22 protein-coding genes are annotated in these 19,959 nt (G+C 74.4%); 14 read left to right on the forward strand and 8 right to left on the reverse strand.

The window, feature by feature from the left end; all coding sequences use genetic code 11:
• Positions 1-801, forward strand: a complete 801-nt coding sequence (whiG, locus tag N555_RS0118205) for an RNA polymerase sigma factor WhiG (protein ID WP_029432925.1) — start codon at positions 1-3, stop codon at positions 799-801.
• Between the two features lie 31 nt (positions 802-832).
• On the opposite strand, the gene N555_RS0118210 is transcribed toward whiG, so the two are convergent.
• Together N555_RS0118210 and N555_RS26170 are read right to left on the reverse strand one after the other, a co-directional pair.
• A complete protein-coding gene (locus N555_RS0118210; protein WP_029432926.1) occupies positions 833-1,360 on the reverse strand; it encodes a hemerythrin domain-containing protein in 528 nt (175 codons plus the stop codon).
• 85 nt (positions 1,361-1,445) lie between these two features.
• Positions 1,446-1,940, reverse strand: coding sequence for a murein hydrolase activator EnvC family protein (locus N555_RS26170; RefSeq protein ID WP_034511276.1), 495 nt, complete (start codon positions 1,938-1,940; stop codon positions 1,446-1,448).
• A 317-nt stretch (positions 1,941-2,257) separates the two neighbouring features.
• On the opposite strand from N555_RS26170, the gene rpsB reads away from it, so the two are divergent.
• The 5 genes from rpsB (at position 2,258) to N555_RS26175 (ending at position 6,684) form a co-directional block, all read left to right on the forward strand.
• Positions 2,258-3,184, forward strand: coding sequence for a 30S ribosomal protein S2 (rpsB, locus tag N555_RS0118220; RefSeq protein ID WP_029432928.1), 927 nt, complete (start codon positions 2,258-2,260; stop codon positions 3,182-3,184).
• 79 nt (positions 3,185-3,263) lie between these two features.
• Positions 3,264-4,079: a translation elongation factor Ts gene (gene tsf, locus N555_RS0118225; RefSeq protein WP_029432929.1), complete on the forward strand. Its 816-nt coding sequence runs from the start codon at positions 3,264-3,266 to the stop codon at positions 4,077-4,079.
• A 136-nt stretch (positions 4,080-4,215) separates the two neighbouring features.
• A complete protein-coding gene (gene pyrH, locus N555_RS0118230; protein ID WP_156036410.1) occupies positions 4,216-4,977 on the forward strand; it encodes a UMP kinase in 762 nt (253 codons plus the stop codon).
• Between the two features lie 90 nt (positions 4,978-5,067).
• Positions 5,068-5,625 (forward strand): ribosome recycling factor, encoded by a 558-nt coding sequence (gene frr, locus N555_RS0118235; protein ID WP_029432931.1) that lies wholly within the window; start codon positions 5,068-5,070, stop codon positions 5,623-5,625.
• A gap of 114 nt (positions 5,626-5,739) precedes the next feature.
• Positions 5,740-6,684 (forward strand): phosphatidate cytidylyltransferase, encoded by a 945-nt coding sequence (locus N555_RS26175; protein WP_231502992.1) that lies wholly within the window; start codon positions 5,740-5,742, stop codon positions 6,682-6,684.
• Here the strand turns inward: N555_RS26175 and N555_RS0118245 are convergent.
• Genes N555_RS0118245 through N555_RS0118260 form a run of 4 tightly spaced genes read right to left on the reverse strand, consistent with a single transcriptional unit; the run spans position 6,681 to position 9,623 of the window.
• Entirely contained in the window at positions 6,681-7,025 is a 345-nt protein-coding gene (locus N555_RS0118245) for a DUF952 domain-containing protein (protein ID WP_029432933.1), read from the reverse strand. The two genes, N555_RS26175 and N555_RS0118245, sit on opposite strands and share 4 nt — an antisense overlap.
• Positions 7,022-7,777: a polyphosphate kinase 2 family protein gene (locus tag N555_RS0118250; protein ID WP_029432934.1), complete on the reverse strand. Its 756-nt coding sequence runs from the start codon at positions 7,775-7,777 to the stop codon at positions 7,022-7,024. Before N555_RS0118250 ends, N555_RS0118245 begins: the two co-directional genes overlap by 4 nt.
• Positions 7,774-8,472, reverse strand: a complete 699-nt coding sequence (locus N555_RS0118255; RefSeq protein WP_029432935.1) for a response regulator — start codon at positions 8,470-8,472, stop codon at positions 7,774-7,776. Before N555_RS0118255 ends, N555_RS0118250 begins: the two co-directional genes overlap by 4 nt.
• Positions 8,469-9,623, reverse strand: coding sequence for a sensor histidine kinase (locus N555_RS0118260; RefSeq protein WP_051684201.1), 1,155 nt, complete (start codon positions 9,621-9,623; stop codon positions 8,469-8,471). Before N555_RS0118260 ends, N555_RS0118255 begins: the two co-directional genes overlap by 4 nt.
• A 165-nt stretch (positions 9,624-9,788) precedes the next feature.
• Here N555_RS0118260 and N555_RS0118265 point away from each other — a divergent pair, with 165 nt between their 5' ends.
• The gene (locus tag N555_RS0118265) at positions 9,789-10,193 is read left to right on the forward strand and encodes a hypothetical protein (RefSeq protein ID WP_029432937.1); all 405 of its coding nucleotides are present in this window, start codon (positions 9,789-9,791) and stop codon (positions 10,191-10,193) included.
• A 12-nt stretch (positions 10,194-10,205) separates the two neighbouring features.
• Here the strand turns inward: N555_RS0118265 and N555_RS0118270 are convergent, their stop codons facing one another.
• Positions 10,206-10,865, reverse strand: coding sequence for a TrmH family RNA methyltransferase (locus tag N555_RS0118270; RefSeq protein ID WP_081866341.1), 660 nt, complete (start codon positions 10,863-10,865; stop codon positions 10,206-10,208).
• 33 nt (positions 10,866-10,898) lie between these two features.
• On the opposite strand from N555_RS0118270, the gene rlmN reads away from it, so the two are divergent.
• On the forward strand, positions 10,899-12,077 hold the full coding sequence (gene rlmN / locus N555_RS0118275) for a dual-specificity RNA methyltransferase RlmN (protein ID WP_034511277.1): 1,179 nt from the start codon (positions 10,899-10,901) through the stop codon (positions 12,075-12,077).
• A complete protein-coding gene (locus N555_RS0118280) occupies positions 12,074-12,793 on the forward strand; it encodes a VIT1/CCC1 transporter family protein (protein WP_029432940.1) in 720 nt (239 codons plus the stop codon). Before rlmN ends, N555_RS0118280 begins: the two co-directional genes overlap by 4 nt.
• Positions 12,794-12,867: 74 nt before the next feature.
• Here the strand turns inward: N555_RS0118280 and N555_RS0118285 are convergent, their stop codons facing one another.
• Entirely contained in the window at positions 12,868-13,194 is a 327-nt protein-coding gene (locus N555_RS0118285) for a DUF2631 domain-containing protein (RefSeq protein WP_029432941.1), read from the reverse strand.
• A 72-nt stretch (positions 13,195-13,266) separates the two neighbouring features.
• Between N555_RS0118285 and dxr the strand changes: the two genes are divergently transcribed.
• The 5 genes from dxr (at position 13,267) to N555_RS0118310 (ending at position 19,947) form a co-directional block, all read left to right on the forward strand.
• Entirely contained in the window at positions 13,267-14,457 is a 1,191-nt protein-coding gene (gene dxr, locus N555_RS0118290) for a 1-deoxy-D-xylulose-5-phosphate reductoisomerase (RefSeq protein WP_231502996.1), read from the forward strand.
• Positions 14,458-14,500: 43 nt separating this feature from the next.
• Positions 14,501-15,859, forward strand: a complete 1,359-nt coding sequence (locus tag N555_RS0118295) for a M50 family metallopeptidase (RefSeq protein ID WP_304412922.1) — start codon at positions 14,501-14,503, stop codon at positions 15,857-15,859.
• Between the two features lie 66 nt (positions 15,860-15,925).
• Complete coding sequence (ispG, locus tag N555_RS0118300) at positions 15,926-17,086, forward strand: flavodoxin-dependent (E)-4-hydroxy-3-methylbut-2-enyl-diphosphate synthase (protein ID WP_029432944.1); 1,161 nt, start codon at positions 15,926-15,928, stop codon at positions 17,084-17,086.
• Positions 17,087-17,135: 49 nt separating this feature from the next.
• Positions 17,136-17,999 carry a GNAT family N-acetyltransferase gene (locus N555_RS0118305; protein ID WP_029432945.1) on the forward strand — a complete coding sequence of 288 codons (864 nt, stop codon included), beginning with the start codon at positions 17,136-17,138 and terminating at the stop codon, positions 17,997-17,999.
• 49 nt (positions 18,000-18,048) lie between these two features.
• Positions 18,049-19,947: a penicillin-binding transpeptidase domain-containing protein gene (locus N555_RS0118310; protein ID WP_029432946.1), complete on the forward strand. Its 1,899-nt coding sequence runs from the start codon at positions 18,049-18,051 to the stop codon at positions 19,945-19,947.
• Positions 19,948-19,959 lie beyond the last annotated feature (12 nt).

Below are 19,959 nucleotides of genomic sequence, written 5' to 3' on the forward strand. Positions count from 1 at the left end.
GTGCCCGAGGCGACGATCGACGCGCTCGACGAGTCGAACGAGGACACCGATGCCGCGATCGCGGCGCTGTGGCGGGACTACGTCGCCGACCGGGACCCGGCGCTCCGGGACCGGCTGATCCTCCACTACGCGCCGCTGGTGAAGTACGTCGCCGGCCGCGTCGGTTCGGGGCTGCCCGCGCACGTGGAGCAGGCCGACCTGGCCTCCTACGGCACCTTCGGGCTGATCGACGCGATCACCCGCTACCAGCCCTCGCGCGAGGTGAAGTTCGAGAGCTATGCGATGGCCCGCATCCGCGGCGCCATCATCGACGAGCTCCGCACCACCGACTGGATCCCACGGTCGGTCCGCAGCAAGGCCCGCCAGTTCGAGCGGACCGTCGCCGACCTCGAGAGCAGGCTGCAGCGCAGCCCCACCGACGAGGAGGTGGCCGCCGAGATGGAGATGGACGTCGAGGACGTCCGCAAGTTCCTCGGCCAGCTCTCGCTGGTGAACGTGGTCGCCCTCGACGAGCTGCTCACCGACGACGACGGCGGCGCCCCGCGGCTGGTCGACACCCTCAAGGACAACACCGCACTCGACCCGCAGGCGATGGCCGAGCACGGCGAGGCCCGTCAGCTCCTGGCCCGCGCGGTCGAGCAGCTGCCCGAGCGGGAGAAGGTCGTGGTCAGCCTCTACTACTTCGAGGGGCTCACCCTCGCCGACATCGGCCGGGTCCTGGGCGTGACCGAGAGCCGGATCTGCCAGCTGCACACCAAGGCCGTCCTGCACCTGCGCACCAAGCTCGCCGACATCGCCTGACGGCCGGGGGTCCGTCCCGGTCGACCCGGCGTCAGGGCGTGTGCTCGGCGATGTACTCCTCGGGGTCCTTGTCGTAGGTGATGCCCGCACCGCTGTCATGGGCGTACCGCCAGTCCAGCCAGCGCAGCGCGAGCTCGGCCCGGAGTGCGTCGGAGGCGTTGCGGCGGAAGTCCGGCAGTGCGTCGTGCTCCTCCTCGGCGAGGTGGTCGTCGTTCTCCTCCCGGGCCCGGCGGACCGCTTCCCACCAGTCGTCGGTGCCCGCCTCGTGCCGGCGGGCCTCGGCGACGGCGTCCCGGATCTTGTTGTGGTCCCCGATCGCGTCGTCGGTCTCGTCGACGGCGTCGCCCTCGGTGGAGTCGTCGTCCCCGGAGTCGCCCACCCGCAGCAGCGACGGGTAGAACACCTCCTCCTCGCAGGCGGCGTGCACGTCGAGCATCCGTGCGAGGCCCTTCCACACCACCGCCAGCGCCCGGGGGTCGTCGTGGCAGTCGTCGAGCAGCGCGAACTGCCGGCGCACGGTGGCGTGGTCCTCGAGGACGAGGTCGGTGACGTCGAGCACGGGATCTCCAGGGGCTGGGAGAGGGGTGGACCCGGCGCCTGCCCCGGGCCGGTCCCCGCGAAACGGCCCGGAGGTGCAGCCGCCCTCAGCCCGGCGGCAGCAGACGCACCCGCGGCGGACGGAGCAGCAGCAGCGGGTCCAGGTACGTCTCGCCCCGGCGCAGCCCCCAGTGCAGGCAGGCCTCCGCCGGGCACCCCTCGTGGCCGGGGGCCAGCACGCCGATCGGAGAGCCCCGGGCCACCGCCTGACCCGCACCGACCGTGGGGTCGACCGGCTCGTACGTCGTCCGCAGGCCCCCGGGGTGGTCGATGCTGACCACCGGCCGGCCGGCGACCGGCCCGGCGAACACGACGACGCCGTCGCCGGCGGCCAGCACCGCCGCACCGGGAGCGCCCGCGAGATCCGCACCGCGGTGCCCGGGCCCGTAGGGCGACGCCGGCGCCTCGAACGGTCGGGTCACCTCGAGGCCCGGCAGTGGAGCGGTCCACAGCGGCCCCGGGGCCAGGGGTTCCGCGACCGCCGCCGCGGGCGCCACCAGGGAGGCGGCCAGGAGCAGGACGGAGAGCAGGCGGGCGCGCATGGCACCGACCCTGGGCGGGGGAGCGGCCGTGGGCTGCCCGGGATCGGCGGCTGTGGACAGGGCCGGGGCCGGTGGACAGCGGCGGGAGAGGCGCGCCCGACGGCGGGTATGCTGACCGGTGCGGCCCACCCCGGTGGGTCGACTTCGCGCGTCCTCGTACCCCGCCGCTGTCCAGCGGGGTGGTCGCCACCTCGGTCCCCGTGGGTCTCCCGCGGGGTGGTGTGGCGCTCCGGACGCCAGGGCGGCGCACCACCCGGTGCCCGCGACAACCGAGACGCGCGGCCGCCTGCGGTCGCGCGCGCCACAGAGAGACCACCATGGCAGTCATCAGCATGAAGCAGCTGCTCGACAGCGGCGTCCACTTCGGGCACCAGACCCGTCGCTGGAACCCGAAGATGAAGCGCTTCATCTTCACCGAGCGCAACGGCATCTACATCATCGACCTGCAGCAGACGCTCGGGTACATCGACAACGCGTACGAGTTCGTCAAGCAGACGGTCGCGCACGGCGGGTCGATCCTCTTCGTCGGCACCAAGCGCCAGGCGCAGGAGCCCATCGCCGAGCAGGCCGCGCGGGTCGGCATGCCCTACGTCAACCAGCGCTGGCTGGGCGGCATGCTCACCAACTTCCAGACCGTCTTCAAGCGCCTCGAGCGCCTGAAGGAGCTCGAGGACATGGAGCAGACCGGCGTGCTGGTCAGCCTCTCCAAGAAGGAGCAGCTGGTCCTCAGCCGCGAGAAGGCCAAGCTCGAGCGCTCCCTCGGCGGTATCCGCGACATGAAGAAGGTGCCCAGCGCCATCTGGATCGTGGACACCAAGAAGGAGCACATCGCCGTCGGCGAGGCCCGCAAGCTGAAGATCCCGGTCGTCGCGATCCTCGACACCAACTGCGACCCCGACGAGGTCGACTACAAGATCCCGGGCAACGACGACGCGATCCGCAGCATCTCGGTGCTGACCCGCGTGGTCGCCGACGCCGTCGCCGAGGGCCTCCTGGCCCGCGCGGCCGCGCAGGCCGACGCCGGCCGCTCCGAGGGTGCCGAGCCCGCGATCGGCGGCGGCGAGCCGCTGGCCGACTGGGAGCGCGAGCTGCTGACCGGCCAGACCGGCGAGGCGACCGCCACCGAGCTGCCCGAGACGCCGGCCGCCGCGCCGACCGTCACCGCCGAGGAGGTCGCGCCGGTCGAGGCCGTGCCGGCCACCGGCAGCACCGAGACCGGCACCCAGGGCGCCGAGAACGGCTGATCCGCTCGGCGCCGTCCCCGGGCGACCGGGGACGGCGCCGCTGCGTCCGCACCACCACCCAGACCTGAGGAAAAAGGACATGGCTGACTTCACCGCGGCCGACGTCAAGCGTCTCCGCGACGCCACCGGCGCCGGCATGATGGACTGCAAGAAGGCGCTCACCGAGGCCGACGGCGACTTCGACAAGGCCGTCGAGCTGCTGCGCATCAAGGGCGCCAAGGACGTCGGCAAGCGCCTCGAGCGCTCCACGACCAACGGCATCGTCGTCAGCAAGGACGGCGCCCTGCTCGAGATCGACTGCGAGACCGACTTCGTCGCCAAGAACGCGCAGTTCGTCGAGCTCGCCGAGCGGCTGCTCGACGTCGTCCTGGCCCAGAAGCCGGCCGACGTCGACGCGCTCCTCGCCGCCGACGTCGACGGCCAGACGGTCGCGTCGCTGATCGAGGCCGAGTCGGCCCGCATCGGCGAGAAGCTCGTCCTCTCGCGCTTCGCCGTCTTCGAGGGCACCACCGCCACCTACCTGCACAAGCGGGCCACCGACCTGCCCCCGGCGATCGGTGTCGCGGTGCAGTACAGCGGTGGCTCCGAGGAGGCCGCGCGCAGCCTGGCGATGCACATCGCCGCGGCCCGCCCGCGGTACCTCACCCGCGAGGAGGTGCCGGCCGAGGCGGTCGACACCGAGCGTCGCGTCGCCGAGCAGACGGCCAAGGAGGAGGGCAAGCCCGAGCAGGCGATCACCAAGATCGTCGAGGGTCGGGTCAACGCCTACTACAAGGACTTCGTCCTGCTCGAGCAGCCGTCGATCACCGAGCCCAAGCGCACGGTCAAGCAGATCGTCGACGAGGCGGGTCTGACCGTCGAGCGGTTCGTCCGCTTCGAGGTCGGCCAGGCCTGACGGCCCCGCTCCCCGTGACCACCGGCCCCGTCCCCTCCGTGGGGGCGGGGCCGGTGGTGCGTCCGGGCCCGGCTGTGGGCCGCGGCCGCATCAGGCAGGATCACCGCCGAACGACCGCCGACCGAGGGATGAGCAGTTGACCGACACCGTGTCCGCCCCCACCGCCTTCCAGCCCGCCGAGGGCACCGGCTACCAGCGGGTGCTGCTCAAGCTCTCGGGCGAGGCCTTCGGCGGCGGCAACGTCGGCGTGGACTCCGGCATCGTGCACAGCATCGCCCAGCAGCTGGCCGACGTCGTCCACGGCGGCACCCAGGTCGCCGTCGTCGTCGGTGGGGGCAACTTCTTCCGCGGCGCCGAGCTGGCGCAGGCCGGCATGGACCGGCGGCACGCCGACTACATGGGCATGCTCGGCACGGTCATGAACGCCCTGGCGCTGCAGGCCTTCTGCGAGCAGGTGGGCCTGGAGACCCGGGTGCAGACGGCGATCACGATGGGCCAGGTCGCCGAGCCCTACATCCCGCGCAAGGCCGTCCGGCACCTGGAGAAGGGCCGCCTGGTCATCTTCGGCGCGGGCGCCGGCATGCCGTACTTCTCCACCGACACCGTGGCCGCCCAGCGCGCGCTGGAGATCGGCTGCCAGGTGCTGCTCATGGCGAAGAACGGCGTGGACGGCGTCTACGACGACGACCCCCGGAAGAACGCCGACGCGAAGCTCTACACCGACCTGGACTACGGCACCGTCCTGGCCGACGAGCTCAAGGTCGCCGACGCGACGGCGATCAGCCTGTCGATGGAGAACCGGATGCCGATCGTGGTGTTCAACCTGCTGCAGGACGGGAACATCGCGCGGGCGGTCGCAGGTGAGAGGATCGGGACGTTGATCAGCACGCCCGCCTGAGCGATCGCGCTCGCACGAGGCGCTGACGGCACACCGGAGCACAGAGGAGAGGCGGCCCACCGAGGCGTCGCCCGCAGGAGGGACAGACCCGTGATCGACGACACCCTGCTCGATGCCGAGGAGCGGATGGACAAGGCCTTGTCGGTCGCTCGGGAGGACCTCGGGTCGGTGCGCACGGGTCGCGCCGCGCCCTCGATGTTCAACAAGATCGTGGTCGACTACTACGGCGCGCCGACCCCGGTGCCGCAGATGACGTCGATCACCGTGCCCGAGGCCCGCATGGCCGTCATCAAGCCCTACGACAACTCCCAGCTGGGCGCGATCGAGAAGGCCATCCGCGACAGCGACCTGGGCGTCAACCCGTCCAACGACGGCCAGATCATCCGCGTGGTCTTCCCGCAGCTGACCGAGGAACGGCGCCGCGACCTGGTGAAGATGGCCCGGGCGAAGGGCGAGGACGCGAAGGTCGCCATCCGCAACATCCGCCGGCGCAGCAAGGAGGAGCTCGACCGCATCGCCAAGGACGGCGAGGCAGGCGAGGACGACGTCCGCCGCGCGGAGAAGGAACTGGACGACCTCACCTCGCAGCACGTGAACGGCATCGACGAGGCGGTCAAGCACAAGGAGAGCGAGCTCCTCGAGGTCTGAGCGACCCCCGCCACCGCCGCCATGAGACGCGACCCCGACACCGGTCCGCTGCCGACGGGTGGTCGCCCCGGGCGACCACCCGTCCCCGGCGCGCCCCCGACGGCCGAGCTCGCGGTGCCGGCCCGTCCCGCCGTGCCGCGCGCCACCACGGCCGTGCCGCCCCCCGCCACGGCCGCACCACCCGCCGCGCCGACCCCGGTCGAGCCGGCGACGGTCGAGGCGCCGGTGACCGAGCAGCCGGTGCAGAAGCCCGGCCGGGCCGGTCGCAACCTGGGTGCGGCGGTCGGGGTCGGACTCAGCCTCGGCGCGGTCATCCTCGCGTCGCTGCTGGTGTACCGGCCGGCCTTCCTGGTCGTCCTCGGTGCCGCCGTCCTCGTGTCCGTCGTCGAGCTGACCCGGGCGCTGCGGGCCGGCGACGCCACGCCACCCCTGGTGCCGGTGCTCGTCGGTTCGGTCGCGATGGTGGCGCTCGCCTGGAGCCGGGGTGCGACCGGGCTGGTCGTGGCCTTCCTGCTGACCGTGCTCGCGGTGCTGCTCTGGCGGCTGGCCGAGGGCCCGGCCGGCTACCTGCGCGACGCCTCGACCGGCGTGCTGGTCGCCCTCTACGTGCCGCTGCTGGCGGGGTTCGCCGTCCTCCTGCTGGTCCCGGACGACGGCGCCACGCGGGTGATCCTCTTCATCGCCACCGTCGTGGGCAACGACGTCGGCGGCTACACCGCAGGCGTGCTCTTCGGCCGGCACCCGATGGCCCCCACGGTGAGCCCGAAGAAGTCGTGGGAGGGCATGGCCGGGTCGGTGCTGGCCTGCGTCCTCGTCGCCACCCCCATCGTCACCCTGGCGCTGGACGGGCCGTGGTGGGGCGGGGTCGCGTTCGGCGCGGCCCTGGCGGTGAGCGCGACCGTCGGCGACCTGGGGGAGTCGCTGATCAAGCGGGATCTCGGCATCAAGGACATGGGCAACCTGCTGCCCGGCCACGGCGGTCTCATGGACCGGATGGACTCGCTGCTGCCCTCGGCCGCGGTGGCCTGGCTGCTGCTGCTGTGGGTCGCGCCGGTCTAGCCGACGCCGTCCAGGACCGGGTCGACGCCCGGCTCGTAGGACACGACCGCGACCACCGCCGCGACCGGCAGCGGGCCGTACAGGTGCGGGAACCGCATCGCTGCCGGATCACCGGGCACGCCGGGCTCGAAGCGGACCGGGTCGGTCAGCCGCGCCGGGTCGACGACGAGCAGCAGCAGGTCCCGGCGCCCGGGGAACAGCCGGGCGGCCGGCAGGTGCACCTGGTCCGGCGTCGACAGGTGCACGAACCCGACGTCGGCCAGCGAGGGCGGCCGCACCTCGCCGGCCTCGACCGCGGCCTGCCAGTCAGCGGGTTCGACGAGGTGCAGGAGCGGTGTCACGCGCGGCCGACGTCGGTGCCGCGGGCGTGCAGTGCCGCCTCGATGGCGTCGCAGACGGTGCGGACGACGAACACCCGCGCCCACCGCTTGTCGTCGGCGGCGACCACGTGCCAGGGGGCGGTCGGGGTGTCGGTGCGGTCGAGCATCTCCTCGACGGCGTCGGTGTACGCGCCGCGCTTCTCCCGGTTGCGCCAGTCCTCGTCGGTGAGCTTCCAGGCCCGCAGCGGGTCGTCGCGGCGGGACTCGAAGCGCCGCAGCTGTTCCTCGGGGGAGACGTGCATCCAGAACTTGACCAGGATCATCCCCTCGGCGGTCAGCGTCGTCTCGAGGTCGACGATCTCGCCGTAGGCCCGCTGCCAGGCGGCCTCGGAGGCGAAGCCCTCCACCCGCTCGACCAGGACCCGGCCGTACCAGGTGCGGTCGAGCACGGCCATCCCGCCCCAGCCGGGCAGCACCGGCCAGAACCGCCAGAGGAAGTGGTGCCGCTTCTCGTCGAAGGAGGGTGCGGCGAACTGGGCGACCCGCGCGTGCCGGGGGTCCAGCTCCGACACCAGCCGCTTGATCGCGCCGCCCTTGCCGGAGGCGTCCCAGCCCTCGAACAGCACGCACAGCGGGGGTCCGAGCTCCCCGCCGACCTGTCCGCCCAGCTGCAGCCGCAGCCGCACCAGCCGGTCCTGGGCCTCGGCCAGCTGGGTCTTGGCGTCCTTCTTGCCCAGGCGCAGCGACAGGTCGACGTCGGCGAGGCGGCTCATGGGCCGAGCCTGGCAGGTCGGCGCGCCGGCGGCTCGGGGACGCCGGCGACCAGGCCGCACTCGTGCGCCCGGACGATGGCCTGGGCCCGGTCGCGCAGGTCCAGCTTCGCCAGCAGGTGCCGGACGTGGGTCTTCACCGTGGCCGTCGAGATGAACAGCTCCGCGGCGATCTCCCCGTTGGACCGGCCGGCCCCGACCAGCGCCAGCACGTCCCGCTCCCGGTCGCTCAGCACGGCAAGCGCGTCGTCCGGCAGCGGGGCCGGCGGCCGGGCCGTGAAGGAGGCGACCAGTGTCGCCACGACCGCCGGGGCCAGCGGCATCTCACCCGCGGCGGCCGCCCGGACCGCGGCCACGATCCGGTCGCCGCCGGCGTCCTTCAGCAGGTAGCCCGACGCGCCCGCCCGCAGCGCGCGGTAGGCGTGCTCCCCGCCCTCGAACGTGGTGAGGACGACGACGCGGGACGGGCAGCCGGCCGCGACGATCCGGCGGGTCGCCTCCACCCCGTCCACGACCGGCATCCGCAGGTCCATGAGGACGACGTCAGGCCGCCGGTCGAGGACGAGCGGTACGGCGTCGGCACCGTCGGCGGCCTCGCCGACGACCGTGACCCCGGCGAGCTCGAGGATCAGCCGGAGCCCGTCGCGGACCAGCTGCTGGTCGTCGACGAGGACGACGCTGACCGGATCCCGGCTCACCGGGGCGCCCCGGCGGCCAGCGGGAGGCGGGCGGTCACGGCGAAGCCGGCGTCCTCCGGCCCGGCGTGCAGGTCCCCGCCGAGCAGCCGCACCCGCTCCCGCATCCCGGCCAGCCCGTGTCCGCCGCCGGGTGCCGCGGGGGCGCGCCGGCTCCCGGTGTCGCGCACCTCGACGCAGAGATCCCCACCACCGGCGGTCACCCGCACGTGGACGGCCGAGCCGGGGGAGTGCCGCGCCGCGTTGGTCAGCGCCTCCTGCACCACCCGGTACGCGGCCAGCTGGACGCTCTGCGGGACCGGGACCGGGGTCGCAGCCGGTGGTGCGTCCAGCCGGACGTCGACCCCCGCTGCCCGGCTCCGGGCGGCCAGCGCCGGGAGGTCGGCCAGGCCCGGTTGCGGCCGCAGCCCGTCGCCGTCGTCCTCTCCGGGGGTGCGCAGCAGCCCGACGACCCGGCGCATCTCGGCCAGCGCGTCGGCGGCGGCGGCGCGGATGGTCGCCACGGGTGCGGCGGCCCGCTCCGGCGCCTGCGCCAGTGCCGCCGCGGCGGCATCGGCCTGGAGGGCGATCAGCGACACCTCGTGGCCGATCACGTCGTGCAGCTCCCGGGCGATGCGGGTCCGCTCCTCGGCGGCGGCCGCGCGCTCGGCCGCCGCCCGCTCGCGCACCAGTTCCTCGGTCAGCTCCGCCAGCCGCGCGGTCTGCGCCCGCTGGTGGGCGACCAGCCGCCCGGCCGCGACCGGCCCCAGCACGACCAGCGCCGCCCCGATCGCGGTGGGCGCGGGCTCGGGCCCCAGCAGGGTCACGACCACGCCGACGGCGACGGCCGGGACGGTCACCGCCGCCAGCCGCCACCCGGGGACGACGGACGTCCCGGCGGAGTAGAAGACCAGCACGGCCACGACGTAGCCGACGAGCAGGAAGCCCTCCGGTGTGGGCACGAGCCACACCGCCGTCTGCAGCAGCGCCACCGTCGCCGGGTAGCGGCGCCGCCAGGCCACCGGGACCGTCGACCCCACCGCGACCAGCACCGACACCGCCGGGCCGGCGATCGGGGCCACCAGCACCTGGGTGAGGGAGACCGCCAGCAGCGCCCCGGCCAGCACGACGTCGGCCCAGGGAGGCGGGGCCGGACGGCGGTGCGGCAGGGGCACGAGGCGCAGCGTAGGGCGGTCGGGGCGCCCTGCCATCAGCCCTGGGGCTGAGTGCCGCCGACCCCTGCGGCTGACCGCAGGAGCAGCCCGCGGGTCGATGTGGCGCCCCCCGCTCCGTTCCTAGCGTTCCGGCATCCGATCCGCCCCACCCCACAGGAGCTCCCGATGACCGCCACCCCGACCGCCCTCCGCCCCGCCGCTGCGCGCCCGTCCGCCGCCGTGCTCGCTGCCCGGGGGGTGTTCGGTGTCGTGGGCGCGGTCAAGCTGGCCGCCACGACCGCCTTCACGTTCTTCGTCCCGGCCGAGGACGGCGGCGCCCCGCAGAACGCCGGCGACTGGGTCGTCGTCGCCTGGTCCGCCGGGCTGGCGCTGGCCTTCCTGTGGCTGGCCGTGCGCTTCGACGTCCGCGACCGGCGGATCGTCCGCGGCGCCGTGGCCCTGCTCGGCGCCGAGGTGGGCTTCAGCCTGGTCAAGCTGACCGTCTACGACGAGACCGCGCCGCTGGTCTTCATGGCCGTCGACCTGGTGCTGCTCGGGCTGATCGCCCTCGCCCGCCGGGCCCGCCGCTGACGCGGCCGCCCCTCAGCCCCCGAGGTCGCCGGGAACGGCGGCCTCGGCGTGCTGCCGGATCCACGCGTGCATCGCGATGCCGGCCGCGACCCCGGCGTTGATCGACCGGGTGGAGCCGTACTGGGCGATCGAGAGCACGCCGTCGGCCAGGTCGCGGGCGGCGTCGCTCAGTCCGGTGCCCTCCTGGCCGAACAGCAGCACGCACGCCCGCGGCAGCGGCTCGGTCTCCAGCGGCCGGGCGCCGGGCAGGTTGTCGACGGCCAGCAGCGGCAGGCCCTCCCGGCGGGACCAGGCGGCGAGCGTGGCGACGTCGGGGGAGTGGTGCACGTGCATGTACCGGTCGGTGACCATCGCGCCGCGCCGGTTCCACCGCCGGTTGCCCACCACGTGCACCCCGGCGGCGAGGAAGGCGTTGGCGGTGCGCACGACGGTCCCGATGTTGAGGTCGTGCTTCCAGTTCTCGATGGCCACGTGGAAGGGGTGCCGGCGAGTGTCGAGATCGGCGACGACGGCCTCGACGGTCCAGTAGCGGTAGCGGTCGGCGACGTTGCGGCGGTCCCCGTGCGCCAGCAGCTCCGGGTCGTAGCGCGGGTCCTCCGGCCAGGGCCCCTCCCAGGGCCCGACCCCGACGCCGTCCACCGGCGGGGTGAGTTCCCTCTCGGCGTCGGTCACCAGCGGCACGCTAGTGGGACCATGGACGACGCCATGACAGCCCTGCCCCTGGTCTTCGACGCCCCCCGCCGGGGCAAGCCGCCCCGCCACCTCGCCGATCTCACCCGCGAGGAGGCGCGCGCTGCCGTGGCCGACCTCGGCCAGCCGGCGTTCCGCGCCGACCAGCTGTCCCGGCACTTCTTCCGCGGCACGACCGACCCGGCGCAGATGACCGACGTGCCGGCCGCCGCCCGCGAGTCCCTGACCTCGACCCTTCTCCCCGGGCTGCTCACCCCCGTGAGGCACCAGGCGGCCGACGGCGGGCGCACCCGCAAGACGCTGTGGCGCCTGCACGACGGCGCCCTGGTCGAGAGCGTGCTCATGCGCTACCCCGACCGGGCCACGGTCTGCATCTCCAGCCAGGCCGGGTGCGGCATGGCCTGCCCCTTCTGCGCCACCGGCCAGGGCGGGCTGACCCGCAACCTCTCCGCCGCCGAGATCATCGGCCAGGCGGTCGCGGCCGCGCGGGCCATGGCCGACGGCGACCTGCCCGGCGGCCCCGGCCGGCTGTCCAACGTCGTGTTCATGGGCATGGGGGAGCCGCTGGCCAACTACGCCCGCGTGCGGAAGACCCTCGAGGCGCTGTACACGCCCGCCCCGCACGGGCTGGGCCTCTCGCAGCGGTCGATCACGGTCTCGACGGTCGGCGTGGTCCCCGGCATCCGGAAGCTCACCGAGGAGGGCCTGTCGGTCACCCTCGCGGTCAGCCTGCACGCGCCGGACGACGAGCTGCGCAACACCCTCGTGCCGGTCAACACCCGCTGGAAGGTCGCCGAGGTCGTGGCGGCGGCCGACGCCTACGCCGAGCGGACCGGCCGCCGGTACTCGGTGGAGTACGCGCTGATCCGCGACGTCAACGACCAGCCCGAGCGGGCGGACCTGCTCGGGAAGCTGCTGGCCCGCCGCCGCGCGCACGTGAACCTGATCCCGCTCAACCCCACGCCGGGCAGCCCGTGGGACGCCAGCCCGCTGCCCGCGCAGCGCGAGTTCGTCGCCCGGCTGCGCGCCGCGGGCGTGCCGACGACGGTGCGCGACACCCGCGGCCAGGACATCGACGGCGCCTGCGGCCAGCTCGCCGCCGCCGACCTCGCCGAGGGCGTCCCCAGCGTGGCCGTCGTCCCGCCCGAGCCGGTGGAGCCGCCGGTCGAGCTGGGTGCGGAGGCCGACGAGTGACCGCTTCCCCGGCGGATACGGCCGAGAGCCACGGGCACAGCCACGCCGACGTCTCCGGCGGCTGGCTCCGCCCGGCGGTGTTCGGCGCCATGGACGGCCTGGTCACCAACACCGCGCTCGTCGCCGGCGTCGGGGGCGGTGGCGCGGCGGCGCGGACGATCGTGCTCGCCGGGGTCGCCAGCCTCGTCGCGGGCGCGCTCTCGATGGCGCTGGGCGAGTACACGTCGGTGAAGACGCAGAACGAGCAGCTCGACCTCGAGGTCGCCAAGGAGCGCCGCGAGCTGCAGCGCAACCCGCGCGGCGAGCTCGCCGAGCTGGTCAAGGAGCTGCGGGTCCGCGGCGTCGAGCCCGAGCTCGCCCGCGAGGTCGCCGTCCAGCTGTCCCGGGACCCGGAGACCGCGCTGCGGCTGCACGTGGTCGCCGAGATGGGCGTGACCGTCGACGACAGCCCCTCGCCCCGGACGGCGGCGCTGTCGTCGTTGCTGACCTTCGCCGTCGGGGCCGTCGTCCCGCTGGTCCCCTACCTGCTGGGGGTCTCGCTGCTGTGGGTCGCGCTGCTGTGCGGCGGGATCGGGCTGGCCGTGGCCGGCGCGCTGTCCTCGCGGTTCACCCCGCGGCCGTGGTGGTTCGCCGGTGGCCGGCAGCTGCTCTTCGGCGCGGTGGCGAGCCTCGCCACCTATCTGATCGGGCTGGCGATCGGCGTCACCGCGACCTAGCGGGGTCCCGGAACGCGACGGAGGCCCGTTCCCCTGATGGGGGACGGGCCTCCGGCGAGCCGTTTCGGCTCAGGTCACTTGGCGCGCCAGGCGTTCTTCCGGCGCCGCCAGTCCGCGATCAGGATGACGATCATCCCGACGGCGATGCCGACGATCCAGATGTCCTCGATGCGGCCCCGGTGGTTGCCGACGAGGAAGGCGAGCGTGACGAGGACGGCGATCCAGGCGCCGATCCGGCCGGCGCGGCCGGTCTCGCCGTGCCAGCCCCACTCCTCGGGCCGCTCGTGCTCCACGGGCTGCGCGTCGTGGCGGACCACGGCCTCCTCGCGACCGGGCTGGTTGACCCGCTCGGTGTCGGGGTGGTCGATCGTGATCCGGTCCCGGTGGGTCTGCTCGCTCACGCCCGCCATCTTGCCAGCCCCCGCGCGCCCGTACCGCACGAGGAGGCGCGCGCGTCGGGGAGGATGGGGCGCATGCGTGAGGTGACGGTGCTCGGCTCGACCGGGTCGATCGGGCGGCAGGCGATCGCCGTCGCCGAGCAGAACCCCGACCGGCTGCGCATCACCGGCCTCGCGGCCGGCGGCGGCAACGTCGCGGAGCTGGCCGACCAGGCGCTGACGCTGGGCGTGCGCACCGTCGCCGTCGCCCGTGCCACGGCCGCCCAGGACCTGCAGCTGGCGTTCTACGCGGCCGCCTCGCAGCGGGGCTGGGCGACGGGGGAGTACGCGCTGCCCGAGATCCTCGCCGGGCCGCGGGCGGCCGAGGAGCTGGCCGCGCGCCCTGCCGACGTCGTCCTCAACGGCATCACCGGGTCGATCGGTCTGGGGCCGACCCTCTCCGCGCTCGCCGCGGGCCGCACGGTCGCGCTGGCCAACAAGGAGTCACTCGTCGCCGGCGGCGACCTGGTCCTCGCCGCGGCCGCGCCCGGCCAGCTGGTCCCCGTCGACTCCGAGCACTCCGCCCTGGCCCAGTGCCTGCGCGGCGGCGACCGCGGGGAGGTCGCCCGCCTGGTGCTCACCGCCAGCGGCGGGCCGTTCCGCGGCCGTTCCGCCGCCGACCTGGCCGACGTCACGGTCGAGCAGGCCCTGGCCCACCCCACCTGGGACATGGGCCCGGTGGTCACCATCAACTCGGCCACGCTCATGAACAAGGGCCTCGAGCTGATCGAGGCGCACCTGCTCTTCGGCGTGCCCTACGACGACATCGACGTCGTCGTGCACCCGCAGTCGATCGTCCACTCGATGGTCACGTTCGCCGACGGCGCGACCATCGCCCAGGCCAGCCCGCCGGACATGCGACTGCCGATCGCGCTGGCGCTGGCCTGGCCGGACCGGCTGCCGGACGTGCAGCCGGCGCTGGACTGGTCGACCGCCTCGACGTGGGAGTTCGGGCCGCTGGACGACGAGGCGTTCCCGGCCGTCCGGCTCGCGCGGTCCGCCGGAGCGGCGGGCGGGGTGGTGCCGGCGATGTTCAACGCGGCCAACGAGGAGGCCGTCGACGCCTTCCTCGCGGGTCGGCTGCCGTTCCGGGGCATCGTGGACCTCGTCGCGCGTACCCTCGACGACGCGCCGGACCTCGGCGCGCCCACCTGCGTGGACGACGTCCTGGCCGCCGAGCGGTGGGCCCGGCAGCACGCCCGCGCCGCCATCGGCCAGCAGTTGTGACGGAGGGCCTGTCCTGACCGGGTTCCTGCTGACGGTCCTCGGGATCGTCGCCTTCGCCTTCGGCCTGCTGTTCTCCATCGGCTTCCACGAGTACGGCCACTTCCGCTGGGCCCGGAAGTACGGCATGCGGGTCCCGCAGTTCTTCGTGGGCTTCGGCCCGACGGTGTTCTCACGGACCCGCGGGGAGACCGAGTTCGGCATCAAGGCCGTGCCGATGGGCGGGTTCATCCGCATCGTCGGCATGATCCCGCCGGCCGAGGAGGGCGAGAGCAAGCGCGCCACCCGGATGCGGTCCTTCATCGCCGAGGTGCGCGGTCAGGCGCTCAACGACGTCCGCCCCGGCGACGAGGGCCGGGTCTTCTACGCCAAGCCCTGGTGGCAGCGGGTCATCGTGATGTCGGCCGGACCGCTGCACAACCTGCTGCTCGCGATCGTCTTCTTCGCGATCACGCTGACCGCCATCGGCACCAACGTCATCACCACCCAGGTGCGGACCGTGCCGGCCTGCGTCGTGCCCGCCAACGCGCAGAGCATCGACCAGGCCGCGGCCGACGACAGCGACGTCTGCGACATCCCGATCGTCAGCAGCGGCGCGAACGCCGGGAACGTCTGCGACCTCGGCGACCCCGACTGCGCGCTGCCCGTGGCCAGCCCCGCCGCCCGCGCCGGGCTGCGCCCCGGCGACGTCATCGTCGGCGTCGGCGGGCAGTCGATCGACCCGGACAACCACGACAGCTGGACGACGGTGCAGCAGGCCATCCGGAACTCGCCGGGCCGCGACCTCACCCTCACCATCGAGCGCGACGGCGACCGCCGCGAGCTGACCGTCACGCCGATCGAGAACACCGTGCTGGACGCCGACGGCGGGACCCTCACCGCCGGCTACCTCGGCATCGGCCCCCTCGGCGGGTTCGCCCGCCAGTCGATCACGGAGCTGCCCAGCTACTTCGGCACCGTCGTCGCCAACTCGATCGACCGGCTGGTGGAGATCCCCGAGCGGGTGCCGCAGCTGTTCCGCGCCGCCTTCCTCGGCGAGGAGCGCGACGAGAACGGGCCGATCGGCGTCGTCGGGGTGGGGCGGATCTCCGGCGAGGTCTTCTCGATCGCCGACTTCAGCATCGCGGAGAAGATCAGCTTCTTCCTCAGCCTGCTGGCCAGCGTCAACCTCGTGCTGTTCCTGTTCAACCTGCTGCCGATGTACCCGCTGGACGGCGGGCACGTGGCCGGCGCGCTCTACGAGAAGACACGCTCGACGGTGGCCCGCTGGCGGGGCCGGCCCGACCCCGGACCGTTCGACATCGCCCGGCTCATGCCGGCGGCCTACGTCGTGGCCGGGTTGTTCATCGCGCTGTCGGGGCTGCTGCTCGTCGCCGACATCGTCAACCCGATCACCCTGCAGTAGCGGGCTCCCGCGCACGTCACAGCCGTCTCGCGGGCGGCTGCGGCGGTGCGGGGGATACTGGGCGTCATGGCCATCCCCGTCGGTCTCGGCATGCCCGCAGCGCCCCCACCCGTCCTGGCCCCCCGCCGGAAGACGCGGCAGCTGGACGTGGGCGGTGTCGGGGTGGGCAGCGACTCGCCGGTCAGCGTGCAGTCGATGACCACCACGAAGACCGCCGACGTCAACGCGACGCTGCAGCAGATCGCCGAGCTGACCGCGGCCGGCTGCCAGATCGTCCGCGTCGCCGTCCCGGACACCGACGACGCCGAGGCGCTGCCGGAGATCGCGCGGCACTCGCAGATCCCGGTCATCGCCGACATCCACTTCCAGCCGCGCTACGTCTTCGCCGCGATCGACGCCGGCTGTGCCGCGGTGCGGGTCAACCCGGGCAACATCAAGAAGTTCGACGACCGGGTCGGGGACATCGCCAAGGCGGCGAAGGACGCCGGCACCCCCATCCGCATCGGCGTCAACGCCGGGTCGCTCGACAAGCGGCTGCTCGCGAAGTACGGCAAGGCCACGCCCGAGGCGCTCGTGGAGTCGGCGCTGTGGGAGTGCTCGCTGTTCGAGGAGCACGACTTCCGCGACATCAAGATCTCGGTCAAGCACAACGACCCGGTCGTGATGGTCCGCGCCTACGAGCTGCTGGCCGCGCAGTGCGACTACCCGCTGCACCTCGGGGTCACCGAGGCGGGCCCGGCCTTCCAGGGCACGATCAAGTCCGCCGTCGCGTTCGGCGCGCTGCTCAGCAAGGGCATCGGCGACACCATCCGCGTCTCCCTCTCGGCCCCGCCGGTCGAGGAGGTCAAGGTCGGCACCCAGATCCTGGAGTCGCTGAACCTGCGCCAGCGCGGTCTGGAGATCGTCAGCTGCCCGTCGTGCGGCCGCGCCCAGGTCGACGTCTACAAGCTCGCGAACGAGGTCTCCGCCGGGCTCGACGGCCTCGAGGTGCCGCTGCGCGTGGCCGTCATGGGGTGCGTCGTGAACGGTCCGGGTGAGGCCCGCGAGGCCGACCTCGGCGTCGCCTCGGGCAACGGCAAGGGCCAGATCTTCGTCAAGGGCGAGGTCGTCAAGACCGTGCCCGAGTCCCAGATCGTGGAGACCCTCATCGAGGAGGCCCTCCGCATCGCGGGGCAGCTGGCCGACGACGGCGTCCCCTCCGGGCCGCCCGTCGTGACCGTCGCCTGAGGGTCCGGGCGCTGCGTCCGCCGTGTCTGCCACCCGCCCCACCACGCCGGTGTCTGCCACCCGCCCCCCCACCCCGACGGCGCGCCTGCTGGACGAGGCCGACGAGGCCGCCGTCCGCCGGCTGCTGGACACCGACCCGGTCGCCGGCTGCGTGATCGCCGGCCGGGTCGAGCGGGCCGGCACCGGGGCGCCGGCCCTCGGCGCGCCGCTGTGGGGCTTCGGCAGCGGCCCCGACCTGGACGCCGTGTGCCTGGCCGGGGCCAACCTGATCCCGTTCGCGCTGCCCGGCGCCGAGCAGGCCGCCGCGAACGCCTTCGCCGAGCGGGCCCGCCGCGCCGGTCGCCGCTGCTCCACGATCGTCGGCCCCGCGGGTGCGGTCGACCCGCTGTGGGAGCTGCTGGCCCCGCACTGGGGCCCGGCCCGCGACCACCGGCCGCGCCAGCCCCTGATGGCCATCGAGGGGCCGCCGGCAGTTGCGCCGGAGCCCCGCGTGCGCCCGGTCCGGCCCGACGAGGTGGAGACCCTCTTCCCGGCCGCGGTCGCGATGTTCACCGAGGAGGTCGGGGTCAGCCCCCTGCGCGGTGACGGCGGCGCCGGCTACCGGGCCCGGATGACCGACCTGGTGCGGGCGGGGCAGTCCCTGGCCTGGATCGAGGACGGCCAGGTGCTGTTCAAGGCCGAGATCGGCGCGGTGTCCCGGGCGGTGTGCCAGGTGCAGGGCGTGTGGGTCTCGCCGGCGGTGCGCGGCCGCGGCATCGGCACCGCGGGCACCGCCGCCGTCGTGGAGTACGCCCGGTCGCTCTTCGCCCCGGTCGTGAGCCTCTACGTCAACGACTTCAACGCCCCCGCCCGCGCCTCCTACGTCCGGGTCGGCTTCCGCGAGGTCGGCCGGTACGCCAGCGTCCTCTTCTAGCCGCCTCCCCGGCCCGGGCACCGGGAGATGGCAGTCTGGCGACGTGGGGATGCGACGGGGAACGGTGCTGGCCTCTGCCCTGGGCCTGCTGGCGGTCCCGGTGCTGGCCGCCTGCTCGGGCGACTCGGACGACGACGCGGTGCGCGACGCCGCGGAGGCGTTCCTCGCCGACTGGGCCGACGGCGACACCGCGGCGGCCGCGGCGGCCACCGACGACCCGGACGCCGCCACCGCCCTGCTCGAGCAGACCGCGACCGACCTGCCCGAGGCCACGCTCGCCGCCGAGCTGGGCGACGTCGAGGTCGGCGACGGCGGCACCGCCACCGCGGCCTGGACCGCCACCTGGGACCTCGCCGCCGCCCCGGACTGGAGCTACGACGCGACCCTGCAGCTCCGGGAGGACGGCGACGACTGGCAGGTCGTGGCCGAGCCGGCCCTGGTGCACCCCGAGCTGGCCGCCGGCCAGCACCTCGAGCTCACCCGCGAGCTACCCGAGCGGGCGGCGCTGACCGACGCCACCGGCGCGCCGATCTTCACCCCGACCGAGGTCGTCCGGGTGGGCGTCGACCCCGGCACGGTGACCGACCTGCCGGCGCTGGCCGCCGCGCTGTCGGCCGCCACCGGGATCCCCGCCGAGGAGATCACCGCCGACGTGCAGGCCGGCCAGCCGGGGGTGTTCGTGCCGGTCATCGACCTGCGCCGGCCGGACTTCGAGCGGATCCGCGCCCAGGTCTTCGACCTGCCGGGGACCACGTTCCCGGTCGAGACCCGGCTGCTGGCCCCCTCCCCGCGGTTCGCCGTCGCCCTGCTGGGCCGGATCGGCGACGCCACCGCCGAGATCCTCGAGGAGACCACCGACGACGACGGGAAGCCGCTCTACGCGGCCGGCGACCGGCTCGGCACCTCCGGTCTCCAGCGGGCCTACAACGAGCAGCTCGCCGGGACTGCGGGCTTCACGGTGAGCGTGGTCAGCACCGACGAGGGCACCGGCGACGAGGGGGTCGAGATCGGGTCCGCCGACCCCGTGCCCGGCGAGCCGCTGCAGACGCCGATCGTGCCGGCGATCCAGCTGGCCGCCGAGGCCGCCGTCGCCACGCAGCCCCTCGCCACCCACCTGGTCGTCGTCCGACCGGGGACGGGTGAGGTCCTCGCCGTCGCGTCCAACGAGGCCGCGAACGCCGGCAACGCCCTGACTGGCCAGTTCCCGCCCGGCTCGAGCATGAAGACCATGACGGCGACCGCGCTCCTCGGCGCCGGGACCGTGACCCCGGAGACCCCGGTGCCCTGCCCCGGGACGACGGTGGTCGAGGGCCGCGAGTTCGAGAACCAGAACCAGTTCGACCTCGGCACCGTGCCGTTCACCACGGCCTTCGCCGAGTCCTGCAACACCACCTTCATCCAGCAGGCGCTGCAGCTGCCCGACGACGCGCTCGCCGCCGCGGCGTCGTCCTACGGCGTCGGAGCCGACTGGCAGCTGCCGGTCGGCATCTTCAGCGGCAGCGTCCCGTCCGACAGCACCGGGACGACGAAGGCCGCGAACGCGATCGGCCAGGGCCAGGTGCTGATGAGCCCCGTCCAGCTGGCGCTGGTCGCCGCGGGCGTCGCCAGCGGCACCCCCGCCGCGCCCGTCGAGGTCGTCGGCGGCGAGCCCGCGGGCGCTGCGCCGGCCGGCCCGCCGGCCGCCGTGCTGGACGCGCTGCGGCCGATGATGCGCCAGGTCGTGCTCACCGGGACCGCCGAGGCGCTGAACGACCGCGGCGAGGTCTACGGCAAGACCGGCACCGCCGAGTTCGGCGACGCCACCCCGCCGGAGTCGCACGGCTGGTTCATGGGCTACCGGGTCGGCGGTCCGCAGGGGGACATCGCCTTCGCCGTCCTCGTCGAGGCCGGGCAGTCCAGCAGCGTGGCCGTCGGCGTCACCGACGCCTTCCTCGGCGCCCTCGGCTGAGGCGGGCGCGGG

This window comes from Blastococcus sp. URHD0036 (assembly GCF_000701365.1).
GTDB lineage: Bacteria > Actinomycetota > Actinomycetes > Mycobacteriales > Geodermatophilaceae > Trujillonella.